Source organism: Rhodobacter viridis, from assembly GCF_003217355.1.
Taxonomy (GTDB): Bacteria; Pseudomonadota; Alphaproteobacteria; order Rhodobacterales; family Rhodobacteraceae; genus Rhodobacter; species Rhodobacter viridis.
Map to the genome: position 1 here is coordinate 1 of NZ_QJTK01000004.1, position 14,633 is coordinate 14,633.

Annotated in this window: 14 protein-coding genes, 1 tRNA gene and 1 pseudogene; 10 read left to right on the plus strand and 6 right to left on the minus strand. The window is 65.7% G+C overall.

The window, feature by feature from the left end; translation table 11 throughout:
* Positions 1 to 381: 381 nt before the first annotated feature.
* Positions 382 to 1,572 carry a DNA cytosine methyltransferase gene (locus tag C8J30_RS07145; RefSeq protein ID WP_245909720.1) on the plus strand — a complete coding sequence of 397 codons (1,191 nt, stop codon included), beginning with the start codon at positions 382 to 384 and terminating at the stop codon, positions 1,570 to 1,572.
* Complete coding sequence (locus C8J30_RS07150) at positions 1,569 to 2,462, plus strand: NaeI family type II restriction endonuclease (RefSeq protein ID WP_110805042.1); 894 nt, start codon at positions 1,569 to 1,571, stop codon at positions 2,460 to 2,462. Before C8J30_RS07145 ends, C8J30_RS07150 begins: the two co-directional genes overlap by 4 nt.
* A gap of 392 nt (positions 2,463 to 2,854) precedes the next feature.
* On the opposite strand, the gene C8J30_RS07155 is transcribed toward C8J30_RS07150, so the two are convergent.
* Complete coding sequence (locus C8J30_RS07155) at positions 2,855 to 3,919, minus strand: alkene reductase (protein ID WP_110805043.1); 1,065 nt, start codon at positions 3,917 to 3,919, stop codon at positions 2,855 to 2,857.
* 101 nt (positions 3,920 to 4,020) lie between these two features.
* Here C8J30_RS07155 and C8J30_RS07160 point away from each other — a divergent pair, with 101 nt between their 5' ends.
* Together C8J30_RS07160 and C8J30_RS18845 are read left to right on the plus strand one after the other, a co-directional pair.
* Entirely contained in the window at positions 4,021 to 4,893 is an 873-nt protein-coding gene (locus C8J30_RS07160; RefSeq protein WP_220033707.1) for a LysR family transcriptional regulator, read from the plus strand.
* A gap of 250 nt (positions 4,894 to 5,143) precedes the next feature.
* Positions 5,144 to 5,281 (plus strand): annotated as a pseudogene (locus C8J30_RS18845) (ATP-binding protein); the annotation flags it as partial.
* A gap of 446 nt (positions 5,282 to 5,727) precedes the next feature.
* Here the strand turns inward: C8J30_RS18845 and C8J30_RS07170 are convergent.
* From C8J30_RS07170 to C8J30_RS07190, 5 genes are all read right to left on the minus strand, one after another.
* Entirely contained in the window at positions 5,728 to 7,614 is a 1,887-nt protein-coding gene (locus C8J30_RS07170; protein WP_110805045.1) for a site-specific integrase, read from the minus strand.
* Between the two features lie 332 nt (positions 7,615 to 7,946).
* A tRNA-Gln gene (locus tag C8J30_RS07175) sits at positions 7,947 to 8,021 on the minus strand.
* 113 nt (positions 8,022 to 8,134) lie between these two features.
* Complete coding sequence (locus tag C8J30_RS07180) at positions 8,135 to 8,521, minus strand: YbaN family protein (protein ID WP_181420805.1); 387 nt, start codon at positions 8,519 to 8,521, stop codon at positions 8,135 to 8,137.
* A gap of 116 nt (positions 8,522 to 8,637) precedes the next feature.
* Positions 8,638 to 9,537, minus strand: a complete 900-nt coding sequence (locus C8J30_RS07185) for an MFS transporter (protein WP_110805046.1) — start codon at positions 9,535 to 9,537, stop codon at positions 8,638 to 8,640.
* Between the two features lie 161 nt (positions 9,538 to 9,698).
* Entirely contained in the window at positions 9,699 to 10,262 is a 564-nt protein-coding gene (locus C8J30_RS07190) for an NADPH-dependent FMN reductase (RefSeq protein WP_110805047.1), read from the minus strand.
* A 99-nt stretch (positions 10,263 to 10,361) separates the two neighbouring features.
* On the opposite strand from C8J30_RS07190, the gene C8J30_RS07195 reads away from it, so the two are divergent.
* The 6 genes from C8J30_RS07195 to C8J30_RS07220 all read left to right on the plus strand — a co-directional run bounded on the left by C8J30_RS07195 (position 10,362) and on the right by C8J30_RS07220 (position 14,595).
* Positions 10,362 to 10,934: a TetR/AcrR family transcriptional regulator gene (locus C8J30_RS07195; protein ID WP_181420806.1), complete on the plus strand. Its 573-nt coding sequence runs from the start codon at positions 10,362 to 10,364 to the stop codon at positions 10,932 to 10,934.
* An 84-nt stretch (positions 10,935 to 11,018) separates the two neighbouring features.
* Positions 11,019 to 11,216: a PLDc N-terminal domain-containing protein gene (locus C8J30_RS07200; protein WP_394341917.1), complete on the plus strand. Its 198-nt coding sequence runs from the start codon at positions 11,019 to 11,021 to the stop codon at positions 11,214 to 11,216.
* 3 nt (positions 11,217 to 11,219) lie between these two features.
* Positions 11,220 to 11,549, plus strand: coding sequence for a hypothetical protein (locus C8J30_RS07205; protein ID WP_110805049.1), 330 nt, complete (start codon positions 11,220 to 11,222; stop codon positions 11,547 to 11,549).
* A gap of 78 nt (positions 11,550 to 11,627) precedes the next feature.
* Positions 11,628 to 12,542: a hypothetical protein gene (locus C8J30_RS07210; RefSeq protein WP_110805050.1), complete on the plus strand. Its 915-nt coding sequence runs from the start codon at positions 11,628 to 11,630 to the stop codon at positions 12,540 to 12,542.
* A 9-nt stretch (positions 12,543 to 12,551) separates the two neighbouring features.
* Positions 12,552 to 13,604: an AI-2E family transporter gene (locus C8J30_RS07215; RefSeq protein WP_110805051.1), complete on the plus strand. Its 1,053-nt coding sequence runs from the start codon at positions 12,552 to 12,554 to the stop codon at positions 13,602 to 13,604.
* A gap of 97 nt (positions 13,605 to 13,701) precedes the next feature.
* A complete protein-coding gene (locus C8J30_RS07220; RefSeq protein ID WP_110805052.1) occupies positions 13,702 to 14,595 on the plus strand; it encodes a helix-turn-helix domain-containing protein in 894 nt (297 codons plus the stop codon).
* Positions 14,596 to 14,633 lie beyond the last annotated feature (38 nt).

Below are 14,633 nucleotides of genomic sequence, written 5' to 3' on the forward strand. Positions count from 1 at the left end.
AATGGGCGATCAGCTTCGCGCAACTGAACGGCTGCGCAGATCGCCCATTGCTCCGTCGGCGCAACCGCGCCAAATTCAGCAAAGGACTCTGGTTTCAGCCGGATGAACATCGGGGGTCACAGCACTTGGTCTGGTGGGATGTTCGTACAGCGAAGACGCTGCCAATACCGCCCCCCTTTGTCATTGCGCTCGGGTGCGCATGAACTGGTGTATGGTCGTCTCGATCGTCTGGGTATTCCCGAATGAGATCTGCCGGATCCTGCAAAATGTCATTCTCGACCGGCGGGCTGTTCGTGAACGAGAGTACTGTGGCCGCACGATTTGATTGGGCGGGAAAACCATGGCAGGCCACTGTCGCAAAGGCAATCGCCAAGGGGGCGATTGGCTCTTTCCAAGATTGCTTCGAACCGCAGAACCCTGCGCGAAATCGCGAACCGGGTGGTTGGCCTGACGGAAGATGAACGCAGGTTTCTTTTCGAGGAGGCTGACCTGTCCGAACACGAAGCCCTGGTGCCTGTCGTGGCTTCAGAGACCTTCCAGAATACCGAGCGTCATTTCTTGTTGCCGCTTCAAATCGACCGATCAAGACCGTATCATGCCCGAAACTGGTTACGGAGATCGGGCATGCAGTCGGTTGAGCTTTGTGCGGGGGCGGGCGGGCAGGCCTTGGGGCTTGAGCGCGCCGGTTTTGCGCATGATGCTCTGGTCGAGATCGATGCACATGCGTGCCAGACGCTGCGCCTCAATCGACCGGCTTGGGATGTGCGCGAGGGGGATCTTCGCACCTTTGACGGGCGACCCTTCGCCGGGGTTGAGCTGTTGGCGGGCGGTGTCCCTTGTCCGCCCTTCTCCGTGGCGGGAAAGCAGCTTGGAAAGGATGACGAACGCGACCTCTTCCCCGAGGCGCTGAGATTGGTCGACGAGATCCGCCCCCGGGCGGTCATGCTGGAAAACGTGCGCGGTTTTCTGGATGCTGTTTTCGCTGACTATCGTCAGTCGCTGAAAGCGAAACTCACGAAGATGGGCTATGTTGCGGACTGGAGACTGCTGAACGCCTCTCATTTCGGTGTCCCGCAGCTTCGGCCGCGCGTGGTGATCGTCGCCGTGAAGAAGGAGATCGCCGATCAGTTCGCTTGGCCCGAGGAGAGGCACCATAACCCGCTGACGGTGGGCGAGGTGCTTGAGGATCTGATGGCGGCCAAAGGCTGGCAGGGCGCGCGCTCTTGGGCCAAGCGGGCCGATGAAATCGCGCCGACAATCGTTGGCGGATCGAAGAAGCATGGCGGACCCGACCTTGGCCCCACCCGCGCGCGGGCCGCCTGGGCAACCCTTGGCGTCAACGGCAAGACCCTCGCGGAAGAAGCCCCGGAAAAGGGCTTCGTCGGCATGCCGCGTTTGACGATCCGGATGGTGGCGCGTCTGCAAGGCTTTCCCGACGACTGGCAGTTCCACGGCCGCAAGACACATGCCTATCGTCAGGTGGGCAACGCATTTCCGCCACCGGTGGCAGAGGCCGTCGGACACCAGATCGCGGCGGCCATCCGATCCAAGCGCATCCACGCTGTCGCATGAAATCACCGCCTGGCAGCGCAATTGTTCCGGGCCATCCGCGGCATGGTGACCTTGTGCGCCTTGCGAGCGAGGTTGAGCGGTTGCTCGGAGGTGCGGCCGCGATGGCCGACTGGTTCCCGGGCATGCTCCGAAAGGTCGTCGATGATGTCGTCGATACGGTCAATACGCGCCGCAGATCCTATGGGCAGCTTGAGAAGACCGAGAAAACCTATTTGGGAACCCGCGTCGAGATCCTGATGCGTGCCAGACTGCAGGTGCCAAAGGGGCAGCTGGACTTCATCATCGGCGATGAAGACGTGGACATGAAGTTCACGATCACCGGAAACTGGATGATCCCCCAGGAAGCGATCGGGCATGCCTGCCTGTTGGCGGCGCTCGACGAGAACAATTCCAGATGCTTTCTGGGCCTGTTTTATGCCGACCCGGAAAATCTCACAGGCGGGGTGAACAGGGACGGCAAAAAGAGCGTGTCAGCCCACGGGGCAACGCAGATCCTTTGGCTTTTGCGCGATCATCCGGTCGAGCCGAATTTCTGGCGGACCCTGTCTTCGGATCTGGTCGCATCGATCTTCGCCGCTCCGACAGGGAATGACAGGATCGTAGAACTCTTCAGGGGTGTGACGGATCGCGTCATTTCGCGGCGGATCGTCGAGGAGACGGCGGCTCAAAAAGACTTCATGCGCAGAATACGCTCTGACGGCAGACACGGAAGTCGCAACCGACTTGCTGCGGAGGGTATCTTGCTGTTGAGCGGCACGTATGACTCTGCCCTAATTCGATCACTGGCGTTGCCGAATTGCGGATCAAGCGATTTTATCTCTCACAAAGTCGCGCCAGAAGAAGTGGCTCTCTGCACGGCCCACGGATGGATGGTCAAAGTACATCCGTAAATAAGCCGGGGCGCAAATGTGAACCAGCGGAAAGTATATCCCGGTGGCGGCTCGGGCCACTCTGGAACACCTATCGGTCGCGTAACGCGTCAGGCGGATTGTTGAAGATGTCCCGGTGAGCGGTCACGATCGTCTTGTTTTAGGTTTCGAGTGCCGTGCGGGCAGGACTTTCCAAAACCAGATAGGCCCTTCTGCACACCGGCGCACAGAGAACGCCGATGCGATTGGCGGAGGCGTTTTCATCTCCGTCCGTCGCGATCATCACCGCGAGAGCCCCGTGATCAGGAGGGGCAAACGCCCGATCGCAAGATCTTTGCGCTGACAAAGGTACCGTGCAGCTTGGGCACGACAAGACACCCAAGCTGCAGCGGCGCTGACACCTGTGGTCGGGCTCAGCCCTGTGGCACCAGTCGCGGGTAATCGGTGTATCCCCGCGCATCGCCGCCGAAATAGGTGCTGCGATCGGGCGGCGTCATCGGCGCGCCCGTTTGCAGCCGCTCGACGAAATCGGGGTTTGCCAGCACGAATTGGCCATAGGATTCGATCTCGGCCAGACCCGAGGCCACATCCTGCCCGATCGCCTCGCGCGGACGGCCCGGACGGTTGAGCACCAGCGCCCCCCGCCAAAGCGCGCGGATCTCGGCCAGAAGCGCCTCGTTGCCCAGATGCATCAGATGCAGATAGGCCAGCCCCAGCCGGTCAAGCTCTGCCACCAGATGGCGATAGAGTGCCGGGCCCTCGGCGCCCTCGTCCAGCCCGCCCAGCGTCGCGCCGGGCGAGAGCCGCAGCGCGGTGCGCTCGGCCCCGATCTCGGCGGCGACGGCCCGCGTCACCTCGAGCGCGAAACGGGCGCGGTTTTCAAGACTGCCGCCCCAGCCGTCGCGGCGCAGGTTCGCATTCGGGGCCAGAAACTGCTGGATCAGATAACCGTTCGCGCCGTGAATCTCGACCCCGTCGGCGCCGGCCTCGATCGCACGCGCGGCAGAGGCGCGGAAATCGGCGATGGTGCGGGCGATGTCGGCCTCGGTCATCTCGCGCGGCACCGGGATCGGCTGCATCCCCGTCGCGGTGAACATCTGCTCGGCCGGGGCGATGGCCGAGGGGGCAAGCGCCTGCGCCCCGCCCACATTCGCCGGATGCGACATCCGCCCGACATGCATCAGCTGGATGAAAAATGCCGCGCCCTCGGCCTTCACCGCCGCGGTGATGGCACGCCAGCCCGCCACCTGCGCGGCGGTGATCAGACCCGGGGTGAAGATGTAGCCCTGACCCTCGGCCGAGGGCTGGGTGCCTTCGGAAATCAACAGGCCAAGCCCGGCGCGCTGCGCGTAATAGCGGGCCGCCAGGGGCGAGGGCGTGCCATCAACCCCGGCGCGCGAGCGGGTCATCGGCGCCATGGCAAGGCGGTTTTTCAGCGTGATCCCGCCCAGCGAGATCGGGGTCCAGAGGTCGGTCATGGCGCAATCCTTTCGATGATCGGCTTGGCACTGGACTTAGCGTCTCATTGCAGCAAGGATAAGCCGGGCAAATGGAACGGTTCGGTCCGAATATGGAACAGATGACGCTTGAGGCCCTGACGCATTTTGCCGCCATCGCGCGGCATGGGGGCTTGAGTGCGGCGGCGCGCGCGACGGGGGTGCCAAAGGCGACACTGTCGCGGCATCTGCGCGCGCTCGAACACGATCTTGGCGCCGATCTTGTCTTGCGCGGCCCGCGGGCGCTGCGCCTGACCGAGGAAGGCCGCGCGCTTTACGAGCGCACGGCGCCGCATCTGGCGGCCCTTCTGGCGGCGGGGGCAGAGCTGCGCGGAGGCCGGGGGGCGGTGCGCGGGGTCTTGCGGATCTCGGTTCCGGCGCTGCTGGCGCGGTTCGGGATCGCCGCCTTCGCCACCGATTTCCTGCGCCATCACCCCGAGGTGACGCTGGAGATCGACGTCGATGACCGGTTCGTCGATCCGCTGCGCGACGGCTATGATCTGGTGATCCGGGCCAATCCTGGGCCCGAGTCCGAGCTTGTCGGGCGGCTTTTCCTGCGCACGCGCGGGATCGTCGCGGCGGTGCCGGACCTGCCGCTGCCTGAGGCGCCCGAAGCCGAGGTGCCCGCTGTCGTGCTCTCCTCCCGGCCCGCTTCGGAGATCTGGACGCTGCTCTTTGAGGGGGAGGAACGGCGCCTGCGTCCCCGCCCGGTGGTGCGATCCTCGTCGATGCTGCTCGTCCACGAGGCGGTGCTGGCAGGCGCGGGCGCGGGCATCCTGCCCTTGTCGCTGGTAGCCCAAGATCTGGAGGCAGGTCGGCTGGTGTCCTGGGGGCAGATCGGCGAGGCCGCTATCGGCGCCTGGGTGCTGCATCCGCCCGGCCATCTGGTCCGCCCGGCGGTGCGCGCCTTCGTCGAGGAAATGACCCGGTTTTTCCGGGCCGATACCGCAGAATGATCGCTCAGCGTTCTGGAAACCCGCTCTGACGGATCGGCCGACCTCACCTGCTCGAAAGCCGGGAACCTTTGCCCAAAGGCGAGCACGCCTTTTCTGCGGTTCGTGGCATGACGCTTTTCTTGAAGGTATCTCGGCGAACCTCAGCGCGACGGTCGCCGCAGGGTGGCGGAAATCCACGTCGAACACCCTCAAGGCAGGGGACATCGCGCTTGGTCCAAACGCTCCGACCCGCCCGGCGTTCGCGGCCCATACGGTCTTCGGCGATGCCAAGATTACCACCGCATTGCTCCACCGCCTGACCCACCGCTGTCACATCCCTGAAACCGGAAACGACAGCTTCCGCTTCAAGGCGTGCTCAGCCGCCGCAACCCGCAAAAAGAAGGAGTGAAACCCACCCTTGCCCCACGACTGACGAAAAATCCATAATCAGGGGTGGCTCAATTCTCGATGGAAAGCCCGGCTCAGTTCTGGGTGAAAATAAATACTGCGGCTTCTCGAAGTGCCGCGAAACGAGGCTTGAACGAAGACCGCACTCGCTCACTCGCCATCAAGGCCAAAATCCTCTTACATTACGGGCGGCAACCAAAGAAGCGGCCCGCGAAGCTGGAGATCAATTGTGAACGCCTGATATAAGTTTTGTCTTTCTTTTTGATATAGGTGGAGCTTTTTCTTTTTTCTCCTATTTATTTTCAAGGCCACTTCAACTATTTTCTGATTTCCCTTTCCCTTTCCCTTTCCCTTTCTCGTTCACGATCTGTGCCATTTCTCTCTTTCCGATCTTTTCCTCCTCTCCTCTCTACTCCCCCTTCTTCATCAACCACGCCATAAAACCTGCTAAAATACCCGCGGCAGGAGTTTCACGGCTTCATAAAGGCGGCCAAGCGGCTTCTCGTCGCGGCGATAGTTGGCCTCGTTGGTGTCGGTCGCCACATGGCCCATCAGATCGCGACGATCGATGTCGGGCACCATCTGTGTGCGCCCATCGGCTTCGCGCAGGTTGATCAGCGTATCGTTGACATACCCGCGCAGGCTGTGCAGGCATAGGCCTTTCGGGGCGTCCGGAAGGCTCCGCTCAAGGCATTCGCGCCAGACATGATCAAGCGCATCGCCGAATTTCGGGTCATAACTCGGCCGCGCATCCGTGTCGCGCAAGACCGCGGCGCGTTTATTGGCGGGGATCGCCTCGGGGAAGAGGATTGGCGCGCCGCGGTTGCGCGCCTTTTCGACGAACTCCAGAAATCCCTCTTCGATCAGGTGCGGATGCAGGGGGATGCGCCGCTTGGAATGGCGATTCTTCAGGCCGCGCAGGTGGTTGGGGCGCACCGAGATGAACGGGATGCCGTTTTCCTCGCTCAGGTCGGTGGCCTGCAACCCTGCAATCTCGCTGCGGCGGGCGCCGGTGTAGACAAGCAGCAGGTTGACCCAGAAATGGTGATCCTTGACCACCTTCTTGCCGGGCGTGTGGCGTCGGTATTCCGATTTGCACCCGGTCCAGAGCGGGTGGCTGAAGACCTTGCGGACCTGTTCGGCGGTGAAAACCGGGCGCTTCTCCGCCTCGGTGCGCTCTTCGGGCGGCAACAGATGCGCGGTTGCCGGGGCGAAGGCGGCGCCATGGCCCTCTTGCGCGGCGTAGCCGATGATCTCCTTCATCACCGTCACGTGACGCTTGATCGTTCCGCGCGACACGCCGATCGCGTCGCGGGGCAGGTTGCGACAGGTGTCGAGCAATTCGCGATAGGTCAGATCCTGTTGCGAAGGTGATTTCCAGTAATACTTTGGCAGGTTGTGCTCAATCTCCCGCCCGAACAGGTCGAGGTGATGCTGCCGGATCTCGGTCACCCGCTGCACACCGGTCAGATAGATGAACAGCGTGACGGTCTTGAGCTTTTGCGTGCAGCTTTCGTCCTTGGCCCGCGACCGGCGGTTCATGCGCACGGTGGTGCCGAAGAGATCGGTGCCGAAAATCGCCTCGTTTTGGGGCGCGGAGGCGTGACCGTCGAATTGGCCGATTTCGGGCTGGTTTTCCGCCTGCTCTCTTTGCGCTTTGAGGGTCGTCGCCGTGAAGCGGCCTGTGATCAGCTCAACGCCCGGGGTGAGCGGGGCTACAGGATCGGGCGCGGGGCCGGAGGGGACGGGTATCGGCGCTGCGACAGGGGGCGCGGCGGCGACGGGGGGCGTCATCTGCGGAGGATGGTCAGGAATGGTCACGGTGGGAAGCGCCGCGCCAAGCATGTCGTGCAAGAGCGCGATAGCGGCGCCGCGCGCGGTTTCGGCTCTGTGCAGGGGCACAGCTTCGACGGCCTCATGAGCCGCCGCGCGGGCCTCGACGGCGGCCCAGCGCAGCTGCAGCTTGTCGAAGGCGGTCAGATCGCGGTTTCCGAGAAGGGCGATGGCCCGGCGTTGGATATCGTCATTGAAGGCCGGGCGCAGGAAATGCTGGAGATGGGCGTCGTACAGGCTCCGGGCGGTTTCGCTCTCTCCGGCCTCGAGCGCGTTCGATCTTTCGGTCGGCATTTCTTCGCGCAGGCCATCTTCGACCATCCCGCGCAACACCAGGGCCTCCAGCCGGTTCTTGCGGGCTTTCTCGGAGGTGAGCGAGCCGTCGATGCGTTCATGCAGGCGCTGTTCACGAAGGCTGCCCAGATAGCTGAGCAATTCTGCATGAAAGAAGGCGGTGATGTCCGCGTCCGACAGGGGGCTATGGAGGGTGTCCGTCAGCATAAGGTCCATGTGCGCAGTGAGCTGCACGCATAATTTAAACGCTGTCCGGGCGTCTGTCGTCCCCAGCGAGACCATCACCGGTCGCATTTTTGGGGAAAACCCCGGGACGCGACGACGAAAATAGAAGCGCCCTCGACGCTGGCAAAGATAGGGCGTGACCCTCATGACGACCTCTTCTCAAAGTCGCTGACGAGGTCCTGGCCGCTTCGGGTTCTAGAGGGATGCACGGGGTGTTTGTGTAACCCGGTGTGCAACCTCTTGTGTAACCTGACCCCAGAATTCCCAAGCCGAATAGGCCAAGGTGTCTGTTTTTCAAGGCTGATCTGGAGGTTTGGCTGGGGTACTAGGATTCGAACCTAGGAATGGCGGTACCAAAAACCGCTGCCTTACCGCTTGGCGATACCCCAACGCTGTGCGGCGGTGTTTAGCCAAGGGCGCGGGGGGGCGCAAGAGGAAAAATCGCGAAATCTGCGACGGAATTTTGCGGGGAAATCCGGCCGTCAGGGCGCGCGCCGGTCGTTCAGGCCGTCGGGCGGGTGAAGACATAGGCGATTCCCGTGATCATCACGGCCGCCACAACCCCCGTCTGCCAGAGCGGCGGATGCCGCAGCCCCAGAAAGAGGCCCAGCCCCAGCGCCGAGCCGCAAAAGGCCATCACCTTGCCGCGCAGCGGAATTGCGCCGCGCGCGCGCCAGTCTTGCAGCATCGGGCCGAAGTGGCGATGCCTCATCAGCCAGGTCTCCAGCCGCTCGGAGGATCGCGCAAAAAAGGCCGCGGCAAGGATCAGGAAGGGCACGGTCGGCAGGACGGGCAGGAAAATCCCGACGAAAGCCACTGCGGTGAAGAACAGGCCGAGCAGCAGATAGACTGCGCGCAAGAACGGCTCTGCGGGTTTGTGCTCGGGCATGCGCTGCTCCTGCCTTTCGGCCATGGGGGCGTAGGATGGGGGTGTAGGATCCAAAGCCGCGGCGCTGCGGCCGTAAGGGCCTTGCTGAGGATAACGTGGCGCCCGCTTGCCGAATGTCAACGTTGCAGGGGCGCGACGGCTCGGGCCTGTTTCAGATCGGTGCCGCGCAAGGTCATCGCCAGCGCAAGGGCGAGCGCCATCACCGCGCCGCCGATGAGGAAACTGGCCGAAATCGCCAGCCCGAAGGCCCCGGCGACCTCGGCCTGCGTGGCGGAGGGCAGGGCGTGGATCGCGCTCATGCCGCCCTCGAGCAGCCTCTTCGCATCGAGGCCGCCCCCGAGCGACGCCAGCTTCGGGCCGAGTTGACCGGCCATCACCCCGGCCGAGACCGCCACGCCAAGCGCGCCGCCCATCGAGCGCAGGAAGGACATTGCCGCCGTCGCCACCCCCATCTGCTCGCGCGGAACGGCGTTTTGCACGATGACCGTCGCATGCGGCATCGCCACCCCCATGCCAAGGCCCAGAACCGCCAGCGCGGCCAGAAACCACGGCAGATCCGCCTGCTGATGCGCCAGCCCGCCAAGGCCGATCGCCTCAAGCGCGATGCCGCCGCCAAGGCCCAGCGCGGTCGCAGAGGTCCAGGCGAAAAGCGACCCCGCAAGGCTGACGAGCAGCAGCGCCCCCGCCCAGATCACGAGAAGCAGCACCCCCAGCACATCGATGCGGTGCCGCTGCCGCTCGGTCGAGGCGGGCAGGGCGGCGGCGATCAGAAGCAGCGCCAGCACGCCCACGGGCACGTTGACATAGAACACCCAGCGCCAGGACAGGGCCGAGGTCAGGCTGCCGCCGATCACCGGACCCGCCACCGCGGCGAGCGCAAAGGCCCCGGTGAAGAGCCCCTGATAGCGCACCCGTTCGCGCGGCCCGACGACCTCGCTGATTGCCGTCTGGGTCAGCGTCATCAACCCGCCGCCGCCGATGCCCTGCAGGAACCGCGCGCCGATCAACTCCGGCATCGACCCCGCCTGCCCAGATCGCTTGCGACGGCGGGCAGGGCGGTGTTGACGATGCTCTGATCGAGCGCGGCAAGGGTGAGGGCGAGCAGAAGCCCCGCGAAGGTCAGCCGCAGATGCGGGACCCGGCGAGGCCGGTTTCCGACGGCAGGTCGGTCATCGGATCAAGCGGCGGTATGGCGATCAACCCAAAGGGCGAAGGCCTGCATCATCGCGCTCAGATGCGCGCGGGTGGCTTCCGAGGTGAGGTTCCCCTCGGCGTCGAAGGCTTGCCCCAGATGGCCGACATAGGCCTCGGGCTGCGCCATCGCGGGCATGTCGAGCACGACGAGCGTCTGGCGCAGATGATGGTTCGCGCCAAAGCCGCCAAGCGCCCCGGGCGAGCCCGAGACCACCGCCGCAGGCTTGCCCGCCCAGGCGTTCTGGCCCCAGGGCCGCGAGCCGATATCGAGCGCGTTCTTCATCGCCGCCGGCATCGAGCGGTTGTGCTCGGGCGTCACGAAAAGGACCCCGTCGGCACCTGCGATCTCGGCGCGAAACCGCGTCCAGGCCGCGGGCGGCGTCGTCTCGTCCAGATCGGGGTTGAACAGCGCCAGATCGCCGATCTCGACGATGCGCAGGCGCAGGGTTTCCGGCGCAAGCGCGATCAGCGCTTCGGCCAGCTGACGGTTCAGCGACCCCTTGCGGATCGAGCCGACGATCACGGCGATATCATGGGTCTTGCTCATGGGGATCTCCTTCGGAGGGGGGGTCGGATACCGAGCGGTATTTACAATTCAGATACTCTTCGGTATCCGAGCGTCAAGGGCGAGGGAGAAATAAATCCGATGGCAGGGCGGCGGACACGCAAGGACAGCATGGCCGAGACCGGCACGGCGCTGCGGGCGGCGGCGCGGCTTCTGTTTGCGCGTGATGGCTATGCGGCGACCTCGGTCGAGGCGATCGCAGCCGAGGCGGGCTATACCAAGGGGGCGTTCTACGCGCATTTCCCGGCCAAGGCGGCGATCTTTCTGACGGTGCTGGAAGAGGGTGGGCGCGAACGGCTTGAGCCGCTTGTTGCCGCGATCACCGCGGCCGCGACACGTGCCGAGGTCGAGACGCTTCTGATCGACTGGGCCGATGGCTGTTCGCAGGCCGGGCTCTGGCCGATGACGATCCTGGAATATTCCCGCACCGCCGCGCGCGAGGGGGCTTCGGTCGAGACCCTGCAGGCGCTTCTCGTGGCGCAATGGACCCGGCTTGGCACCGTGGCGGCGCCGTGGTTCGGGGCCACTGGCGCGCCGGTGACGCTGGGCGCGCTCTTGCACGAAATCGCCTATGCGCCCGCCACGACCTTCGTGCCCGAGCCGCGCGCGGGCGCGCTGATGCGGCTGATGCTTGCGGGGCTGGGCCGGGGCTGACCCCGCCCCGGTCAAAGGCACATTTTCCCGGAACCATTTTTCGCCCGGCGCGTTGTCCCTGCAACCATGTCAGGGAGAACGGCAATGGATCACATGACCTACACGGGCCTTGGCGGGCTGATCGTTCTGGTGCTCGATCTCTGGGCGCTGATCTCGGTTCTGGGCGCGACGACCTCGACCGGCAAGAAGCTCGTCTGGGTGCTTCTGATCCTTGTTCTGCCGGTGCTGGGCTTCTTCCTCTGGCTTCTGGCCGGGCCGCGCTCGTCCTCCGCCGCGGCCTGAGCCATGAGCGCGGGCGTCACCGAAAGTCTGTGGCTTCTGGCCCGGATCGGGCTTGCCGCGCAGGAAACGGCGCAGTTGCGCCTGAAGCTGTGGCAGATCGAGGCGCAGGCGCGGATGCGTCTGGGCATGGGCGGTCTGGTGCTGACTGTCCTGGCCACCCTCGTCGGCACGGCGGCGATCGGGCTTGGACTTGCCGCCACCGTGGTGCAGCTGCACCTGGCGGGCTGGAGCCTGTCCGCGGCGCTTGCGCTGACCTCGGGCGGCGCGGCGTTCCTGTCGCTGATGATCCTGCTTTTTGCCGATCGCGCGCTGCGCGGGGCGCTCGGCGGCTGAGCCTTTCCCTTTCGACAAGATCCGACCCCAAGATCCGACTCCGGCCCGCTAGGGACCGGGCCAACCAAGGAGTGTCTCATGTCCTTCTCTTCGAAACGTCGTCTGACGGCGGAACTGGCCGCGCGGGAAAATGCGCTGCGGGACCAGCTTGGCGCGCTTGTCGGTGCGCTGGGGGGCACCACCGCGGCGCCGCGTGTGCTGAGCACGGCAAAGGCGCATCCGTTGCCGCTGGCGCTCGGGGCCGGGGCGCTGGCGCTGGCCGGTTACGCGCTGTTGCGCCGCAAACCCGAGGCGGCGGTCAGCGGGAAATCGCCGCGCCCCGAGACGCTGGCGCGCTGGGAAGATGATGGCGGCCCGGCCTTCGAGGCGCTTGATTGGGAAGACGAGCGCTGGCTTGCCGCGGCCGAGGCCGCCCGTGATGCCGCCCGCGACGAGCTTCTGTCGCTCTACGAGGCGGGAAAGGCCACGGCCGAGGCCAAGGCCGATGTCGCCGCCGGGATGGCGCGCACCCTCTCCGACGCGTTCCGGCACGGGCTTGATGGCCTTGGCGCCGAGGCGGCCGATCTGATCGTGACCGCCCGGCAATCGGTCTGGGAGGCGATGGAGGCGGGCAGCCGCGCCGCGCGTCAGGGTCTGGCAGACGGCAAGGACATCGCCGCGCGTCATCCGGTGGCGGCAAGCGCTGCGGGAATTGCCGCCGGGGCCGGGCTGATGGCGCTGTCCTCGCACAGCCGCCCGGCGCTGAAATATGGTCTGCCGCTTGCCCTTGCGGGGCTGGCCCTGCAGGCGGGCCGGGTGATCGGTCGCGATCGCCCGACCCTGCGCGGCAAGGCCGAGGCTGTCGCCGAAGCCGCCGAGGAGACGCTTGATACCGTTTCGAGCGCGGTGGCGCGCAAGGCGGCCGAGGCGCGCAAGGGCGCGCGCAAGGCCGAAGCCGCGGCGAAAACGATGCGCGGGGCGAAACCCTCGCTCAATGGTGCCGCGCGGCACTAGGGGGATCGGATGGATCGCGCCGCGCAGCTTTCGCTTGTCGCGCTGGGGCTGATCGCCTCGGTTGCCGCCCTTGCGGCGCTGCGCGACCTTGCCGCCCCGATGGCGCTGGCGCTTGTCGTCGGCGTCGTCCTGTCGCCGCTCTCGGATCTCTGGGAGCGGCTGAAGCTTTCCCCGGCGCTGGGCGCTTCGGCGAGCCTCGTGCTGACGCTTGCGGCCTTCGGCACGCTCGGGCTGATGCTGCAGCCGCTGGTCGCGGAGCTGGTGCATCAGGCGCCGAAGGTCTGGGCCGACAGTCAGGATTTGCTGAAGGCGTTTCAGGGCCTTCTCGCCGGGCTGATGGCGGCCACGCGCGAGGTTTCGGGGGCGGTGGTGCAAGGCACGCGCGCGGAGGCGGGGCCCGCGCCGCAGCAGATGGTCGACCTGCCCGCCGTCACCACCGGCGCGTTGATGATCGCCCCCGCGATCGCCGCGCAGGCGTTGACCTTTGTCGGCACGCTGTTCTTCTTTCTGCTCACCCGTTCCGAGATCTACGACTGGGCCGCGCGACGCCTTGCCAGCCCCGTCGGACGCGGGCAACTGGCGCTGCGCCTGCGCGCCGCCGAAGGGACGGTCTCGCGCTATTTCCTGACCATCACGCTGATCAACGCGGGGCTTGGCATCGCCACGGCCATTGCGCTGCGGGCGCTTGATCTGCCCGGGGCGTTTTCCTGGGGCATCGTGGCCTTCTTGCTGAATTACGTCGTCTATCTTGGCCCCGCCGCGGTTGCGGTGGCGCTGCTTCTGGCCGGGGTGGCGGCGTTCGACGGCGCCGCGGCGGTCTTTCCGCTCCTTGCCTATGGCGTGCTCATCACCCTCGAGGGGCAGTTCGTCACCCCGGCTCTGGTGGGCCGGCGGATGGCGCTGAACCCGCTTCTGGTCTTCATCGCGCTGCTCTTCGGGCTGTGGCTCTGGGGTGCCATCGGCGGCATCGTCGCGCTGCCGCTCTTGCTTTGGGCGACGGTGCTGCAAAACGGCGATGCGCTGGAAAACCGCGCGCTGGCGGCGCTGATCGACCCGGCCTGAGGCACGGCGTTTCGCAGCGCGTGATCCGCCTCTTGCATAAGTTGACTGTTTTGGTCATTTAAGGGCCCGCCGCCAAAAACAGGAAAGGGCAGGGTCGTTGGGTCGGATCACCGAAAGCTTCATGCCGCGGATGCAGGCGCAAACCCATGCGTTGCGCACGCTTGCGCCGCTGGCCTTTCGCCGCGTCGAGGGGGCGATCGCCGATGTCTGGTCGGTGCGCGGCGAGGCGGGTGGCGGCGGGTTCTACCTTGCCCCCGATCCGCGCCTTGTCGTCTTCCTGACCCCGACCGCCCCCGCCATGACCCTGCGCGCCGCCGAACACGGCCCCGAGCTGCGCGGCCTGCAGGCGTTTTACATCCCCGCGGGGGTGCCGCTCTGGAGCAGGCTCGAGCGCGGTCAGGACCTGGCCCATATCGACGTCCATCTGGAAAGCGCGGCGCTGCACCGGCGGCTGAAGCGGGCCGCGGTGCGGGCCGATCTGACGCAGCCGCGGATGATTGCCGACACTCCCCGGCTTCTGGCCCTCGCGCAGATGGCAGCCGAGGAAGTCCGCAGCCCGCGTCGGGGCGAGATGGTGCTGGATGGTCTGCTCTCGGCACTTCTGGGCGAGGTTTTCGACACCGGCCCGCAAGACCCGACGCCCCCCGCCAGCGGCGGTCTGACGCCGCGCCAGCTTGCGGCGGTCGAGGCGCATCTGCGCGCGACCCTGTCGCGGCAGGTGACGGTGGCCGAACTGGCGCAGGTGGCGGGCCTGTCGGAAAGCTGGTTCGCGCATCGCTTCAAGCAGCAGTTCGGCGAAACGCCGCTGCGCTGGCAATCGCGGCTCAGGCTTGCGGCGGCGCAGGAGATGATGGCCGATCCCGCCGTCTCGCTGGCCGAGATCGCCCATGCGACCGGCTTTGCCGATCAGGCGCATCTGTCGCGACTGTTTCGCGCCGCGCATGGGGTGCCGCCCTCGGTCTGGCGGCGCCGCGCAATCCCCGCGTTCTGAACAAATCCCCGCAGCCCTGTTCAAGACAGATCGAAAAT